The following is a 13,889-nucleotide window of genomic DNA, read 5'->3' on the forward strand; positions in this document are numbered from 1 at the left end:
AGAGCACATTGGCAAACGGAGCCTGCCCGATGTGCGCATGGGCAGATGTTGCACTTGCACTCCGTTATACCGAAATGTATATAATCACCATGAAAGACGTGGTGTTTGAGAAGACCTCGCTCGACGATCTTCGCGAGTTTCCCCCGGAAGCGCGACGGGATGCAGGGCGGCAGCTCGACAGAGTGCAACGCGGCAAAGAGCCATTCGATTCCAAGCCCATGTCCTCGATCGGTAGCGGCGTCAAGGAGATCCGCATTACCGACGCCGCCGGGCAGTTTCGCGTCATCTACGTCGCGAAGTTTGAGGATGCGATCTATGTTCTGCACTGCTTCCAGAAGAAGACGCAGAAGACGAGCCTGCCCGACGTGAAACTGGCGAAGGATCGCTACAACGACTTGGTACGGAGACTGCGCAAATGACCAGTCAGAGATTTGCAAGCGTCTGGGACGCGATCGAGGATACGCCGGCCGAAGCCGAGAACATGAAGTTGCGGTCCGCGCTCATGGATGCGATCGAAGATGCGATCAAGGCGAAGGGCTGGACCCAGGCCGAAGCCGCCAAGGCGCTTGGTGTCACCCAACCGCGCGTCTCCGCGTTGATGCGGGGCAAGATCGGCATGTTCAGCCTGGACAGCCTGATCAACATGCTGACCGCGCTCGGCCTCAAGCTGGACATCCGGATCAGTGATGCGGCCTGATCGGCGAACGGCCGATATCGGGCTTACCGAACAAAGGACGCATGATACTCCCCCCTCGCTCTACCGTCCTGAGGTCCTCGCTTTCGCAAGGATGACGGCGTGATATAAGCGGGAGCCAGAGCGAGAAGCGCTACGCTATCATGCTGTTTTCATTCATATAAATCTGTCATCCTTGCGAAGGCGAGGACCTCGGGCAGAATGAAACTCCCGGCCGATATAGCGCTCCAGGAACCACACCAGCGCTATCCATGACTGACAAGAACTGGCCTAAACCCCTCACAGCCCCCCGTGCGGGTCGTACCTCTCCTCCGCCGCCCGCCGCGCCGTCGCCCCCACCCCAGCCCCCCGCTTCACCACCGGTTCGGCGAAGGTCAGCGCCAGGGCATCGGCCCTGTTCGGCGACGGAATCCCCCTCGCCTTCATGTCGGCCTTGCTTTCCAGCTGGATCTTGCCGTCGAGGCGGGGCACGGTTTCCGGGCCGATCAGGTCGGAGGACAGCATGCGGTCGTCGGGGTCGAGCGCGCCGCCGTCCTTCAGCCAGCGCTTCAGCGTGCCCCACATCTCCGCCCGCTTGTTGAGGTAACCGGGATCGATCGGCTTGCCGGCGAACCAGACCAGCCGCCAGTTCCGCCCCATCGTCCGCCCGGCGGAAACGATGCCCGTGCCATAGCCGGCGTCGACGAACACGGCCTCCGCGCCCTCCTCGTCCTCCAGCCGGGCGATGAGGTTCGCCACCTCCACGTCGTTGTCGTTCCTCGGCAGGCTGGCAAGGCTCTTCACCATCAGCCCCTGGCGCAGCACGATCTCCACCGTGTCGACGCCGGTCCAGGCCGGATCGACGCCGATGATCTTGGGCGCGAAGCCATATTGCTCGGGCCGGAGGTGCCGCGCCCGCGCCGCCTCCACGTCGGCCTCGCCGATGAACTGCATCGGCGACTGGCTGGGGAACTCGCCGCGCACGCGGTATTTCGCCACGTCGCTGTTCTCGCCGCCGGCATCGTCGACGATCGATTGCAGGTAGGCCTTGTTGGTGCCCTCGACGGAGCGGCTGTCGATGTGGCGGGTGATCCAGCGGTGGCGATAGCGGCGGAAGCATTCGCGGAAGCGGCCGGCGTTGCGCGTCGGATTGCCGAAGGCCACCCAGACGATCACCGTCTCCTCGTCGGTCAGCGCGCCCTCGGCCACCTCCCACACCTTGTCGGCGATGGCCGAGGCCTCGTCGAACAGCAGCAGGATGATGCGCCCCTGGTTGTGCAGCCCGGCGAAAGCCTCGGTGTTCTCGGCCGACCAGGTGACGAAATCGAGCCGCCAGCTGTCGGCCCGCTTGCTGTCGCGGCTGCGGATCGATTGCGCCTGCGTGTCGAACCAGTGCGCCGTCACCGAGCGGCGAAACCACAGCCCCACCTCCGGCGCCGTCTTGGTCTGCATCTGCGAGCGCGTGTTGGCGGTGACCACGATCTTGCAATCGGCCCAGCACGACATCGCCCAGTTGGACAGCATCCCCATCTCGGCCGACTTGCCGATGCCGTGGCCGGAAGCGACGGCGATGCGGAGCGGCGTGAAACGCTTGGCGGGATCGTTGAGATGATCCCGTATCTCCCGGTTGATCTCCCGCTGCCACGCGCGCGGGCCGGCGTGCGCGGCCAGATCCCCCTCGCCCCAGTCATAGGCGGCGATCGACCAGCGGTCGGGATCGTACCGGCACTCGGCCGCAAGGCGAATGAGATCTTCGTTGGGGTCGGGATGAGCGGTCATGCGTGCGCTCTCCAAGAGCACCACGCACCCGCAGCACCGCCGCCTAACCAGCTGTTATCCCTAAATATAGTACTGTCATCCTTGCGAAAGCGAGGACCTCGGGCAGACGGAACCAAGCCGCTGATATCACGCTCCATGAACCGAGGGAGAGTGATACGTCCCCCTCGCTCAACCTTCCTGAGGTCCTCGCTTTCGCAAGGATGACAGTATGATAGGAGCGGGAGATAGCTGGAGCGCGCGGAGTGGCTGCTCGAAGCGGAGCAAGGGATGAGCATCGCGAAATCGCAGCGGAACGGGACGGAGCCCCCACCTAACCGCTTGTCATCCCTATACATAACGCTGTCATCCTTGCGCAGGCCGCTTGAATTCGCGCGCGAATTCAAGGTGTACCTCGGGCAGACGGAACCAAGCGGCCGATATAGCGCTCCATGAACCTACCCATCCCCCTCCTCCGCCAATCTCTTCCGCGCCCGCATCAACCGCTCCCCCAGCCCCTCCAGCCCCTTCACCCTGACCGTCTCCTCGAACGCCTTCACCCCGATGTGCTTGCCGATCAGCTCCAGCCGCTTCAGCCGATCACTCAGCCGCACCTTCTTCACGAACCCCACCTGCTCCCTGGCGTTGCCGCGGCCCTCGAAGCGCTCCTCGATCTCCACGCCCTGCACCAGGCCCTGCCGCCACACCTCGGGCCAGTCGGCCACCGGCTTCAACTTGCCCTCGGCGTCGTAGAGGTCGGCGATGTCGGCGGTGGCCTCGTCGACGAGCCGGCCCAGCAGCCAACCGGCATCCACTTTCCCCTTGCGCGGCACGGATCACTCCTCGTCTGTCTCGGCCACCCTACCCGTCTCCGGTTTGCCTTCCTCCGCACCCAGCACCAGCTTGTAGCCGCGCTGATAGCCGGCCGCCTCGATGCGCACGCCCGAGCCCTCGATGCGCTTCCTCAGCAAACACAGCTGCGTCTTGAAATACTTGCGCGCCGTCTCGTATTCCGGCCCGCCGTCGAAATCGTCGGCATACATCTCGCCGATGATCGCCTCGCCGGTCACCGGCTTGCCCTTGCCGGCCCAGACGCGGGCGAGGATCGCCTCCTGCTGCGGCGGCAACTCGTAGGCGCGGGCGATCAGGTTGGGCGAGAGAACCGGCGCCAGCCCGCCGCAGCACGGGCAGGTGACGCCCGTTTCCACCCGGGGCACGGCCGCCGCCTCGGCCGCAGCAAACCCGCCAACCGGCGCCCCCAGGCGGATGTTCTCGATGCGGTCGTCCAGCGTGTCGCCGTTGATCGGCAGCAGCACCCGGTCGGTGCCGCCGAAGTGCCAGTTCCACACGAGGTAGCGGCGCATGTAGCGCGTGACAGTCGCCCGGCTGCCGAGCTGGATGGTCCAGATCGGGCCGGCGTCCAGCTTCTTGCGATAGAACTCGCCGCCCGCCTCCGGCCGCCGCCGCCCGGTCAGCTCGCGCCAGTAGAGCCGGCCGTCATCGCGATAGTCGAACAGCGCCCGCACCTCGTCGCGGCTCATCTGCGCCGCCGAGAACCAGGTGTCGGGCTGCCCCTCCAGCGCGCGGTCGGTCACCGTCTCCGGCCGGCCCTTCCAGCGCGGCGGCACCTCGGCCGAGGCCAACCCCGGCAGCCGATGCGCCACCCGGCGCTCGCCGACGACGCCCGTGAGGTCGACACCGCCCTCGGCGGCAATCCGCCCCAGCGCCCGGTTCAAGGGCTGGCCGATAGGCTCCATCCCCCGCCCGCTGCAGTACGGCCGACCGCCGTCCCGCTCGCGCTCATCCGTCCGCCCGAAGGCGCGCCTGTTCATCATGTCATCTGCCATGCCGGCTCTCCTTGATGGAGCCGACGGGCGCGTCGTGGGGCAAGGGTTATGGTGAGGGGGAAAAGTTAACGGGGAAAGGGTGGGGAAGGGACAGTAACCCTAGGGAAGCCGGCGCCCCAAGTGCCCCAGGGCGGAGCGAGGTGTTAATGGCGGGGCGGGTTGCGGGGAAACTCGCCCAACAGCTACCCACAGCCAACGGTAGCGGCTGCCGCCTGCGCCCGTCCTGTCGGTCTGTCATCATCCCGGTGAAGGCCAGGACAAGACGCTCTTATTTCAACCATCTATTTTTTATAAATTCAGCAACTTCATCTGATAGATTTTCCCAAGCTGCACTATTGTTTTTTGCATCGAAAATATAAAGCTTATCGTTCACATCCATTGCAGACCAAACAATGTTTACCGCCTCAGCCGCCGTATAACTTGAATTTACATACCAAAACGACTTATGAATTTTAGCCCACTCACCCAAAGACTTAATTTTGTCGATTACTTTGTCATAGTTTTGACCGGGATCCATAAGATCGTAAGAGACGTGTAGGTTATTACCCATGATCACTCTCCATCGCTGTTATCCGCGTTAACTTTACCACCCCAACACGCGAGCGACACGCAGTACAATCGCGTAGGAGTAGCTACCCACCGTTTGCTCTTCGCGAGAGTGTAGGCATCGGGGTGTTGGGACGTAGATTCATTTCAGAACCGAGCAACAAAATGACTCAGACTCCGCTGTCGGGGATTGAGGGGGATAGAGACGGGACGGAACGAGTAATCTTCGGCCATCACATCGAAAACAGTATAGTCTCAGGGGGATAGCGAACCGGATTGCACGGCACCGTTCAGCTTTTACCAATCTCATGCCGGTCAGAGAGAGGGACGGCGTGGAGTGAGAAGGCGGTATACACAGCCCTATGAAAAAGCATTGCACATTGGCGTACCCGCGCAATGTCAATATTCCGCACTTGAGCCTTCGAAACTGAAGGCGGCTTTCATGCTAGGCCTTTGTCAGCATGGCGTTTATTCAATTAGTATACATCGCGCAAAGTCACTACCCAAAAGACATTTGGCACTCTAGCATGCACGCCAGCGTTTCAAGCGTTGGAGATTGAAGTGCAAAAATCCAAAAGGTGCAAAGTTCATTATCGTCGCCTCGACCGCGCCGTCAGCATTTGCGGTACTGAGTCACTCGCCTCCGCAATTAGTAACGCCCTCGAAAAGCCTATGGGCTCCGGCGATACGCTACGCTCAAAAGCTAGCCATAGAATGACATCCTTTCCAAACGCTACAGAAAACAAGCTACTGCTAAATAATATACATATAAATCGAGAAGAAGATCTCGTATTCGGTAATATATGCTTATTTCTGCCTGGAGACATGCAAGCTATACTTGATCTCGTTTCAAAAGACGAGGAGCACAGGTCGCTTGACGAGGTTCTATCGGAGCTCAGCATATATGAGATGAAAGCGCCGGAAGGCTCCGAGTATGTGCACGCGATAACATACTGGTGCGCGATTGGAGATCATTTCTATCAGATACAGCATCAGGCGTTATCGACCGGGCCCATCCAAGATTACCTCAACTGGATGCTCTGCGAGAAGAGCGGCTACTTGCATCCCGGAAACCGCATAGTCCTAAAATCGGTATTCGATCGAGAGCAAATGGGAGCAGATCTCGGCGATATCAAAGAAATACAAATCGGCGGCATCGTACCAGAGACGATTCCTCAAGAAACGCGCCTTGCCCCGTATACCGAAGACGAAGCAAAAATCAGAGAGTACACAGAAACTCGGGGGCTGGGAGATCGGATCGTATCATCATTCAACTCGGCGAAGAAGATACTCGATGATCTTCTCGGACCGCTCAAGGCTCAACAACTGATAGACCAGATGCCGTCCGAGGCCGCTCTTGAGGTTCGAGTTAGCATTGGATATCGAGCCCAACGTCGGCGGATCGATAAGCAGTTTATGCGGAACCTTGAGTCTGGGCTCCGGGACCTGCCCGATGGGCAAATTCGGGTAAAGGGCAAGGATGGAGAGTTCTTGGGAAGCGATGCCCGCCTCTCGCTCGATATGAATGTCAAGCGTATGGGAACTTCAAGCTCGCTCTTGGATTTAGAGGACGTGCTCCGGCAATTTAAAGAGGTGCATCGTCGCTTCTTGTTTGATGGTAGAATAACGGCCTGAGCCTGGGGAGGGCTTGATGCGACTCGGGTTTGCAGCCCTGGGACCGATGGTGGTTGGCGGCATTTCTGCCGTAGCTATCTCTGTGTCTACTTGGGACACATCAAAGCAGGCCCTACTGGTATCTATGTCCGTTATAGCGGCAGGCGTGTTAGTGAGACTCGCTCGCGGATTACCATTTACCAATGCCGATCAGTTCACAGTCGAAGAGATCAGGAAATTAGCAGGCGCGATGGACCGCATTCTACGATCACTTAGGCTTCTCGTGATCATCGTCTTGGGTGCTATGATCTTTTTAGTCATCGCTAACCCACTAGACGCGTACTTAAGTTCCAATTTCCCTCGCGTTTGGTCAGTCTCTACGCGAGTTACCTCCGGAGTGATTGGAGCGCTAATAAGCTATATTTTCATACGTATGTTTCAAGTCATACAGGGCGATTACGACCTCAGCAAGCTACAGGCAAAAATACTCATTCAAACGGTAGAGAGACGTCAAGCGACCGAATTCGAAAGGCGGGACACTAAGGCCACGTCGTCTGAAAGCGGAACTTTTCGAAACCCATCGTCGTATGGGAAAATTATCCAATAATACCAGCAGATGGACACGGCTTTTCTGCCGACATGAGACTGTGCTGCCAAAACGACTTTGGAAAGACTCAATCAAGCCTTTTCGTGGGGTTTCGACCTTTCGGCGAAACCTGACAGAGGCGGAAGCGCCCGGCCGGTCAGGCCGAAGCTCGCTTGAGCTGGATGAGTCCAGTTCAAGCGAAACGCGTATCACCTCCTCCGCCCCACCATCACCATCGCCACCGCATACACCGCCACCACGCTCAGCCACACCGCGCCCGGCCACGTCCCGCGCACCACGGCGTAGAAGCTGGAGAACCCCAGCGGGGCGACGATGGACGCCAGGCTCAGCGCTGAGGCCAGCACCCCCTGGAACTGGCCTTGCTGGCTTTCGCTCACCTCTCGCGTTGCCATGGCTTGCAGGGTGGGCACGCCGATGCCGCCGAGGGCGAAGAGGGGCATGATGGCGAAGACGATCCAGCCCTTTGTGGCGAAGGCCATGGCGATCAGCGCGAGGCACGTGCCCGTGAGGCCGGTGAGGATGGCGGCGCGCTCGCCGAGCAGCTTTGCCGCCGCCCCCGGCAGGAAGGCTTGCGCCAGCGTCTGGCAGACGCCGAAAGCGCCCAGCGACAGGCCGATCATCATGCCGTTCCAGCCGAAGGCGTCGCCGCCCCACAGCGCCCAGCTGGTGCCATAGGCCTCGCCGGTGGCCGACAGCAGGAAGAAGATGACGATCAGCGGCCAGAGGGATTTCACCTGGACCACCCAGGCCAGCGGCTTCAGCGGGTTGAGCGCGGAGAGGTTCACCGGCTCACGCGAGGGTGCGCGGGATTCCGGCAGAATGAACAGCGCGATCAGGAGGTTCACGCCGTTCAGCACGGCGGCGGCGATGAACGGAAGGCGCAGCCAGTGGTCGCCCAGCGTGCCGCCCAGCACCGGCCCGACGATGAAGCCGATGCCGAACATGGCGTTCATCAGGCCGAAGCGGCGGGCGCGCTGGTCTTCTTGGGTGATGTCGGTGATGTAGGCGGTGGCCACCGACACGTTGGCCGAGGTCAGCCCGGCGATCGCCCGTCCGATGAGGAGCAGCGTCAGGCTGCCGGCGAAGGCGAGCAGCAGGTAGTTGATGGCGGCGCCCAGAAGCGAGATCAGCAGCACCGGCCGCCGGCCGATCCGGTCGGAGAGCGCGCCCAGCACCGGCGCGAACACGAACTGCACCGCCGCGTAGAGCGCGGTCATGATGCCGATGTAGGGGGCGACGTTGCCGGCGTGGGTCACCTCGGCGAGCAGCGTCGGCAGGATGGGAAAGATGAGGCCGATGCCGACCGCGTCGAGCAGGATGGTGGCGTAGATGACGATGAGGGGTCTGTTCATGGGAGCAATCCATGGCGATGCGCCGATCGCGGTTGACGGCGACCGGACGGAGTCCAAGCACAAGGCGCCAGACGCGGGGATGCGCCGGGCAGACGGATGGTTTCTGGAAATCGCTGGTCGATCAGCGCCGAGCGCCGACCGCTTGTGCTTGATCGCCGGAGCACCCGCCGATCAGGTCGGTTCGACCTGATCGATCAGCGGCTGCTCGACCAACCAATCTTCAGCGAATGCTGAAGACGGGAAGTCGTCCACCTGTTTACTCCGCCAACGGGCGGATCAAGGGAAGCGATCGCTTTTCGCGATGGGATGGAGATACGCCAAGGCGGCGGCGGAGGCAAGATGGAGGGGTGGGGAGTGGGGCGGTGTGGTGAATGAGGGGTGGAGTTGGAGCGCTATAGTTCCCTCTCGCTCTTTTCGGCCTGAGATCCACCTTGCATTCGCGTGCGAATGCAAGCGGCCTTCGCCAGGATGACAGCGTGATGGAGAGGAGGAGCCCTATAGTCCCCCCTCGCCTCTTTCTGCCTGAGGTCCTGGCCTTCGCCAGGATGACGGCTTGATGGGAGCGGGAGCTTCACCTCGCAGCGGCGCGATGAGGCACCGCAGAGACACGGGTGAGGCGAGGAAACAGCCCTTTTATATCAATCAATTGTCATCCTGGCGAAGGCCAGGACCTCAGGAAGGTAGAGCTGGCCGGCCGATATCACGCTCCATGAATGAGGGCGCCCTATAGCTCCCCCTCGCCTCTTCCTGCACGAGGTCCTGGCCTTCGCCAGGATGACGGCTTGATGGGAAGGGGAGCCCTATAGTCCCCCCTCGCCTCTTTCTGCCTGAGGTCCTGGCCTTCGCCAGGATGACGGCTTGATAGAGGCGGGAGCTTCACTTCGTAGCGGCATGATGGGGCACCGCAGAGACACGGGTGAGGCGAGGAAATAGCCCTTTTATATCAATAAATTGTCATCCTGTCGAAGGCCAGGACCTCAGGACGAGAAGGTGCTTCGGCCGATATCAGGCTCCATGAAACAGGGCGCCCTATAGCTCTCCCTCGCCTCTTCCTGCCTGAGGTCCTCTGCCTTCGCAGAGGAGGACAGCGTGATGGGGAGGAGGGCGTCACCTCGTAGCGGCGCGATGGTGGGTGAGACGCGGAATTACCCTTTTATATCAATTAACTGTCATCCTGGCGAAGGCCAGGACCTCAGGACGCGAAGGCTCCCCGGCCGATATCAGGCTCCATGAAACAGGGCGCCCTATAGATCTCGCTTGCCTCTTTCTGCCTGAGGTCCTGGCCTTCGCCAGGATGACAGCGTGATGGAGAGGAGGAGCCCTATAGTCCCCCCTCGCCTCTTTCTGCCTGAGGTCCTAGCCTTCGCCAGGATGACGGCTTGATAGAGGCGGGAGCTTCACCTCATAGCGGCATGATGGGGCACCGCAGAGACACGGGTGAGGCGAGGAAATAGCCCTTTTATATCAATAAATTGTCATCCTGGCGAAGGCCAGGACCTCAGGACGCGAAGGTGCTTCGGCCGATATCAGGCTCCATGAATGAGGGCGCCCTATATGCCTCCCTCGCCTCTTTCTGCCTGAGATCCTCTGCCTTCGCAGAGGAGGACAGCCTGATGGAAAGGGGAGCGCTATAGCTCCCCCTCGCCTCTTTCTGCCTGAGGTCCACCTTGCATTCGCGTGCGAATGCAAGCGGCCTTCGCCAGGATGACGGCTTGATGGGAACGGGAGCTTCACATTGCAGCGGCGTGATAGCAAAGGGGGAGCTCCCCCCTACCCCACCGCCGCGCGTTCCTTCGCCAGCATCTTCGCCAGCACCGAGTTGCTCACCGGCGCCGAGAACAGGTAGCCTTGGCCGATGTCGCAGCCAAGCTGTTCCAGCGCGTCGCGCTGTTCGGGCAGTTCCACACCTTCGGCCACGGTTTTCAGGCCGAGGCCGCGGGCCAGCACCACCACCGATTGCAGGATGGCCATGGCGTCGGGGTCGCAGGGCACGCCGTCGACGAAGCTCTTGTCGATCTTCAGCACGGTGAAGGGGAAGCGGTGCAGGTAGCCCAGCGAGGCGTAGCCGGTGCCGTAGTCGTCGAGCGCCAGGGCGATTCCGCGGGCGCGCAGCCGGTCGAAGGCGTCGCTCACCGTGGGGTCGGCGCCGACGAAGGCGGATTCGGTCACCTCCAGCTCGAAACGGCTGGCCGGCAGGCCGGAATGCTCCAGCGCCGCCACCGCCATGGCCGGCACGTCGCCCGACTTGAGGTCGAGCACCGAGACGTTCACCGCCACCGGAATGGGCCGCGCCCAGGCCACGGCGTCGAGCGCGGCGCGCTTCATCATCCAGCCGGTCAGCTGGTGGATGAGGCCGGTTTCCTCGGCGATGGGGATGAACACGTTGGGCGGCACGTTGCCCAGGCTCGGGTGGCGCCAGCGCATCAGCGCCTCGGCGCTCACCACCTCGCCCGTGCGAAGGTCGTATTGCGGCTGATAGGCCACGTGGAGCTCGCCCCGGTCGAGCGCGGCGGCCAGCTCGCTCTCCAGCATCAGCCGGCGCATCAGCTTCGCCTCCATCGCCGCCTCGAAATGGGCGATGCGGCGGCGGCCCTGCTTCTGCGCGGCGTTGAGCGCCAGATCGGCCCGGCGCATCAGGATGTTGAGGTCGCGGCAGTCCCAGTCGCCGCCGGCCACGCCGAAGCTGGCGCCCACGGTCACCCGGTGGCCGCCGACGGTGAACGGCGTCGCGAAATCGGAAAGCAGCGCGGCGGCCAGTTCGCCGGCCGCGTCCAGCCCCTCGGGGCAGTAGACGGCGAACTCGTCGCCGCCCATGCGCGCCAGAATGCCCGCGCCGCCGACGCGCGCCTCGGCCCGCCGCGCCACCTCGACGAGCAGCTGGTCGCCGGTCTTGTGGCCCAGGCTGTCGTTGACGGCCTTGAAGTGGTCGAGGTCGAAATAGATGAGCGCGCCGCCCGCCCCGGTCGCCAGTTCGGCAAGGCCGGCGCGGTTGGCAAGGCCGGTCAGCTCGTCGTGCAGGGCCATGTGGCGCAGCCGGTCGGCCACGCGCTGACGCGCCGTCACGTCGCGCAACGCCACCGACACGCACATGCGGTTGACGCCCTGCCGGAAGGCGCCGCCCTCCAGCGGGAAGGCGACGACGGAGTATTCCAGTACGCGGCCGCCAAGCTCCACCATGTCGACGGCGCTGGCCCGGCCGCCGTCCGGCCGGCGCACCGCCGCCACCACGGCCGGCAGCGGGGCGGGCAGGTCGGCCACCGTCTTGGGGGTCGCATCGCCAAGGCCGAGAAGCCTCATCGCCTCGCCGTTGATGCGCGTCAGGCCGTCGCGCTCGTCGATCAGGACGATGCCGTCGAAGCCGTCGTCGATCACCCGCTCCAGGAAGCGGCGGGTGTTGACGGTCTCGCGCCGCGCCACGGTCAGCATGGCGCAGCGCAGCCCGTATTCGCGAAAGAGAACCATCGCCATCAGCCCGGCCGCCGCCACATGCAGCATGGCCGTCGGCAGCACCAGCGCCGAGGAAACCTGCAGCGCCACCGCCGCCGCCTCGGTCAGCAGGGCCAGTGCAGCGAGCGACATCAGCGCCCGGCGCGCCGGCAGCAGCGACAGTCCGAGGGCCAGCGCCATCAGCGGCAGCGCCAGGGGCGGCGCCGGCAGGCGAGCAAGGTTGCGGCCCTGCGTCAGCGTTTCCGAGGCCAGCGCCACCACCTCGGCGCCGGCCACCATGCCCCAGCGCGGCACCAGGAACATGTCGTGCAGCTCCAGCGCCCGCGCGCCGATCAGCGCCGTCTTGCCGGCCACCGCCTCGGGCTTCACCCTGCCATAGAGCACGTCGGAGGCGGAGACGTGCGGCAGCGCGCGCGCGTCGATGGAATAGTCGATGGCGATCGGCCCCTGCCCCGCGCCCGCCCCGGCCATCAGCGCCGGCAGGGCGTCGAGCCGCTCGCCGTTCACCGTCATTTCCGAGGGGAAGCGCCGGACGCGGCCGTCGCGGTCCACCGGCACGTTGACCAGCGCCGGCCAGCCCTCGGCGGCCAGCATGTCGATCGGCCGGTTCAGCAGAATGTCGGTATCGCCTGCCGCCAGCCTCTGGCGAAAGGCGGCCAGGAACACCGGCACCTCCGCCGCGCCGATCGCCTTGGCGAAGGCCTTGTCGGATGCCGGGTTGGAGCGGGCGCTGAAGTCGATGTCGAAGGCGATCTGCCGGGCGCCAAGGTCCTCCAATTGCTCGACGAGGCGGGCGTGGATCGTCCGGTCCCACGGCCACACGCCGACGGCCGCGAGGCTCTTGGCGTCGATGTCCACCAGAACCAGCGACGAACCGGGCGCCCGCGTGGCGGCCCCGAAGCGCAGGTCGGTCAGCCGGTCGTCGAGCCTGTCGAGCCAGCCCGTCAGGCCGGCGGCGATCACCACCGCCGCCACCATGGCCGCCCGGATCGCCAGCTCGACGAGGCGCGCCCGCGAAACGGCGCCGAACCGCGCCGCCGCCCAGACGATCGCCGCGTCGATCCGGCTCGCCATCACTTCGATTTCCCACCCGCGTTGCTATTGCCGGAATTGCCGGCGCCATTGGAGTTGCCGCCGGCGTTGTTGCTGCCGGAGTTGCCGGAATTGCCGCCGGCGTTGCTATTGCCCGAGTTGCCCTTGCCGTTGCCGCCCGCGTTGCCGCCGGCATTGCTGTTTTCCGAGTTGCCGGCCCCGTTGGCGTTGCCGCCGGCCCGGCTGGTCACCGTCTTGCCGGCGCCGTTGACCGACTCCGTCAGCGTGCCGTCGGCCGCTCGCGTCACCACCTTGCCCTTGAAGGGTTCGGGCGTGTCGAGCGTGCCGTCGCCGGAAAGCGACAGCGGCGACGCCGGCCCGGCCTTGGCCGCCTGCCCGGCCGTCACCTCGGCCTCCAGCCGGTTGCGGGTGTCGATCACCGCCACGCGGCCGCGCTGCACGGTGGTTTCCGAATATCCCTGGAAGGTGGACACGGTGAACACCGTGCCCTTCACCACCGCCGCCATGTAGGGCGTCGCGACCGCCAGGCGAATGCGTCGCCTGGGGTCGACCTCCACCTCGGTGCTGCCGGCGGTCTGGATCACGTCGGTGAACGTGCCGTTCATGCGCTCGGCGATCTGCACGCGGCTGTTGGGCGCGACGGTCACGGTCACGCCCTGGCGCGTCAGCGTCAGCGTGCCCGAGCCGAGCGTCTTCACCGTGTCGCCCACGGCGATCTCCTCGGCCGCCTTGACCGGCACCCAGGACGCGCCCTCGAGACGGAAGGCCTTGCCGCTCACGCTCGCAATCTGCCAGTCCTCGGCCAGCGCCGGAGCGGCCAGCGCCACGCCACCCAGAAGCGCCAAAGCGCCGATTGTCCAGTGCCACCGCATGGTTGCCCACTCCTTCAACCCGCCCAAAGCATCGCCCCCTTTGCCTTGCCCACTCGTTAACAAAAACAATCAAATAGCCTGGGACATTGGAGATTTGCCGGTTAACCAAGGGGATAGAGCGGA

General features: G+C 63.6%; 10 protein-coding genes. 3 read left to right on the forward strand and 7 right to left on the reverse strand.

Annotated features, from left to right (window positions below):
- Nucleotides 1-89 precede the first annotated feature (89 nt).
- Both M4J39_RS13015 and M4J39_RS13020 read left to right on the forward strand, forming a co-directional pair.
- On the forward strand, nt 90-419 hold the full coding sequence (locus tag M4J39_RS13015; protein ID WP_251728476.1) for a type II toxin-antitoxin system RelE/ParE family toxin: 330 nt from the start codon (nt 90-92) through the stop codon (nt 417-419).
- The gene (locus M4J39_RS13020) at nt 416-697 is read left to right on the forward strand and encodes a helix-turn-helix domain-containing protein (protein WP_251728478.1); all 282 of its coding nucleotides are present in this window, start codon (nt 416-418) and stop codon (nt 695-697) included. The genes M4J39_RS13015 and M4J39_RS13020 overlap by 4 nt, the downstream gene beginning before the upstream one ends.
- Nucleotides 698-973: 276 nt before the next feature.
- On the opposite strand, the gene M4J39_RS13025 is transcribed toward M4J39_RS13020, so the two are convergent.
- The 4 genes from M4J39_RS13025 to M4J39_RS13040 form a co-directional block, all read right to left on the reverse strand.
- Nucleotides 974-2,452 (reverse strand): terminase, encoded by a 1,479-nt coding sequence (locus M4J39_RS13025; RefSeq protein WP_251728480.1) that lies wholly within the window; start codon nt 2,450-2,452, stop codon nt 974-976.
- 434 nt (nt 2,453-2,886) lie between these two features.
- Nucleotides 2,887-3,261, reverse strand: coding sequence for a terminase small subunit (locus M4J39_RS13030; RefSeq protein ID WP_251728482.1), 375 nt, complete (start codon nt 3,259-3,261; stop codon nt 2,887-2,889).
- Between the two features lie 3 nt (nt 3,262-3,264).
- Nucleotides 3,265-4,275, reverse strand: a complete 1,011-nt coding sequence (locus M4J39_RS13035) for a hypothetical protein (protein WP_251728484.1) — start codon at nt 4,273-4,275, stop codon at nt 3,265-3,267.
- A 268-nt stretch (nt 4,276-4,543) separates the two neighbouring features.
- The gene (locus M4J39_RS13040; RefSeq protein WP_251728486.1) at nt 4,544-4,825 is read right to left on the reverse strand and encodes a hypothetical protein; all 282 of its coding nucleotides are present in this window, start codon (nt 4,823-4,825) and stop codon (nt 4,544-4,546) included.
- A gap of 821 nt (nt 4,826-5,646) precedes the next feature.
- Between M4J39_RS13040 and M4J39_RS13045 the strand changes: the two genes are divergently transcribed.
- On the forward strand, nt 5,647-6,456 hold the full coding sequence (locus tag M4J39_RS13045) for a hypothetical protein (protein ID WP_251728487.1): 810 nt from the start codon (nt 5,647-5,649) through the stop codon (nt 6,454-6,456).
- 774 nt (nt 6,457-7,230) lie between these two features.
- Here the strand turns inward: M4J39_RS13045 and M4J39_RS13050 are convergent.
- From M4J39_RS13050 to M4J39_RS13060, 3 genes are all read right to left on the reverse strand, one after another.
- Nucleotides 7,231-8,394, reverse strand: a complete 1,164-nt coding sequence (locus M4J39_RS13050) for a TCR/Tet family MFS transporter (RefSeq protein ID WP_251728489.1) — start codon at nt 8,392-8,394, stop codon at nt 7,231-7,233.
- A gap of 1,770 nt (nt 8,395-10,164) precedes the next feature.
- The gene (locus M4J39_RS13055) at nt 10,165-12,915 is read right to left on the reverse strand and encodes an EAL domain-containing protein (RefSeq protein WP_251728491.1); all 2,751 of its coding nucleotides are present in this window, start codon (nt 12,913-12,915) and stop codon (nt 10,165-10,167) included.
- A complete protein-coding gene (locus M4J39_RS13060; protein WP_251728493.1) occupies nt 12,915-13,766 on the reverse strand; it encodes a FecR domain-containing protein in 852 nt (283 codons plus the stop codon). Before M4J39_RS13060 ends, M4J39_RS13055 begins: the two co-directional genes overlap by 1 nt.
- Between the last annotated feature and the right edge of the window lie 123 nt (nt 13,767-13,889).

This window comes from Pleomorphomonas sp. NRK KF1, assembly GCF_023721755.1.
In the GTDB taxonomy this organism is placed as follows: domain Bacteria; phylum Pseudomonadota; class Alphaproteobacteria; order Rhizobiales; family Pleomorphomonadaceae; genus Pleomorphomonas.

Coding starts and splice junctions, on each gene's coding strand:
- M4J39_RS13015 (WP_251728476.1), top strand. CDS start 90: ATGAAAGACGTGGTGTTTGAGAAGACCTCGCTCGACGATCTTCGCGAG.
- M4J39_RS13020 (WP_251728478.1), top strand. CDS start 416: ATGACCAGTCAGAGATTTGCAAGCGTCTGGGACGCGATCGAGGATACG.
- M4J39_RS13025 (WP_251728480.1), bottom strand. CDS start 2,452: ATGACCGCTCATCCCGACCCCAACGAAGATCTCATTCGCCTTGCGGCC.
- M4J39_RS13035 (WP_251728484.1), bottom strand. CDS start 4,275: ATGGCAGATGACATGATGAACAGGCGCGCCTTCGGGCGGACGGATGAG.
- M4J39_RS13040 (WP_251728486.1), bottom strand. CDS start 4,825: ATGGGTAATAACCTACACGTCTCTTACGATCTTATGGATCCCGGTCAA.
- M4J39_RS13045 (WP_251728487.1), top strand. CDS start 5,647: ATGCAAGCTATACTTGATCTCGTTTCAAAAGACGAGGAGCACAGGTCG.
- M4J39_RS13050 (WP_251728489.1), bottom strand. CDS start 8,394: ATGAACAGACCCCTCATCGTCATCTACGCCACCATCCTGCTCGACGCG.
- M4J39_RS13055 (WP_251728491.1), bottom strand. CDS start 12,915: ATGGCGAGCCGGATCGACGCGGCGATCGTCTGGGCGGCGGCGCGGTTC.
- M4J39_RS13060 (WP_251728493.1), bottom strand. CDS start 13,766: ATGCGGTGGCACTGGACAATCGGCGCTTTGGCGCTTCTGGGTGGCGTG.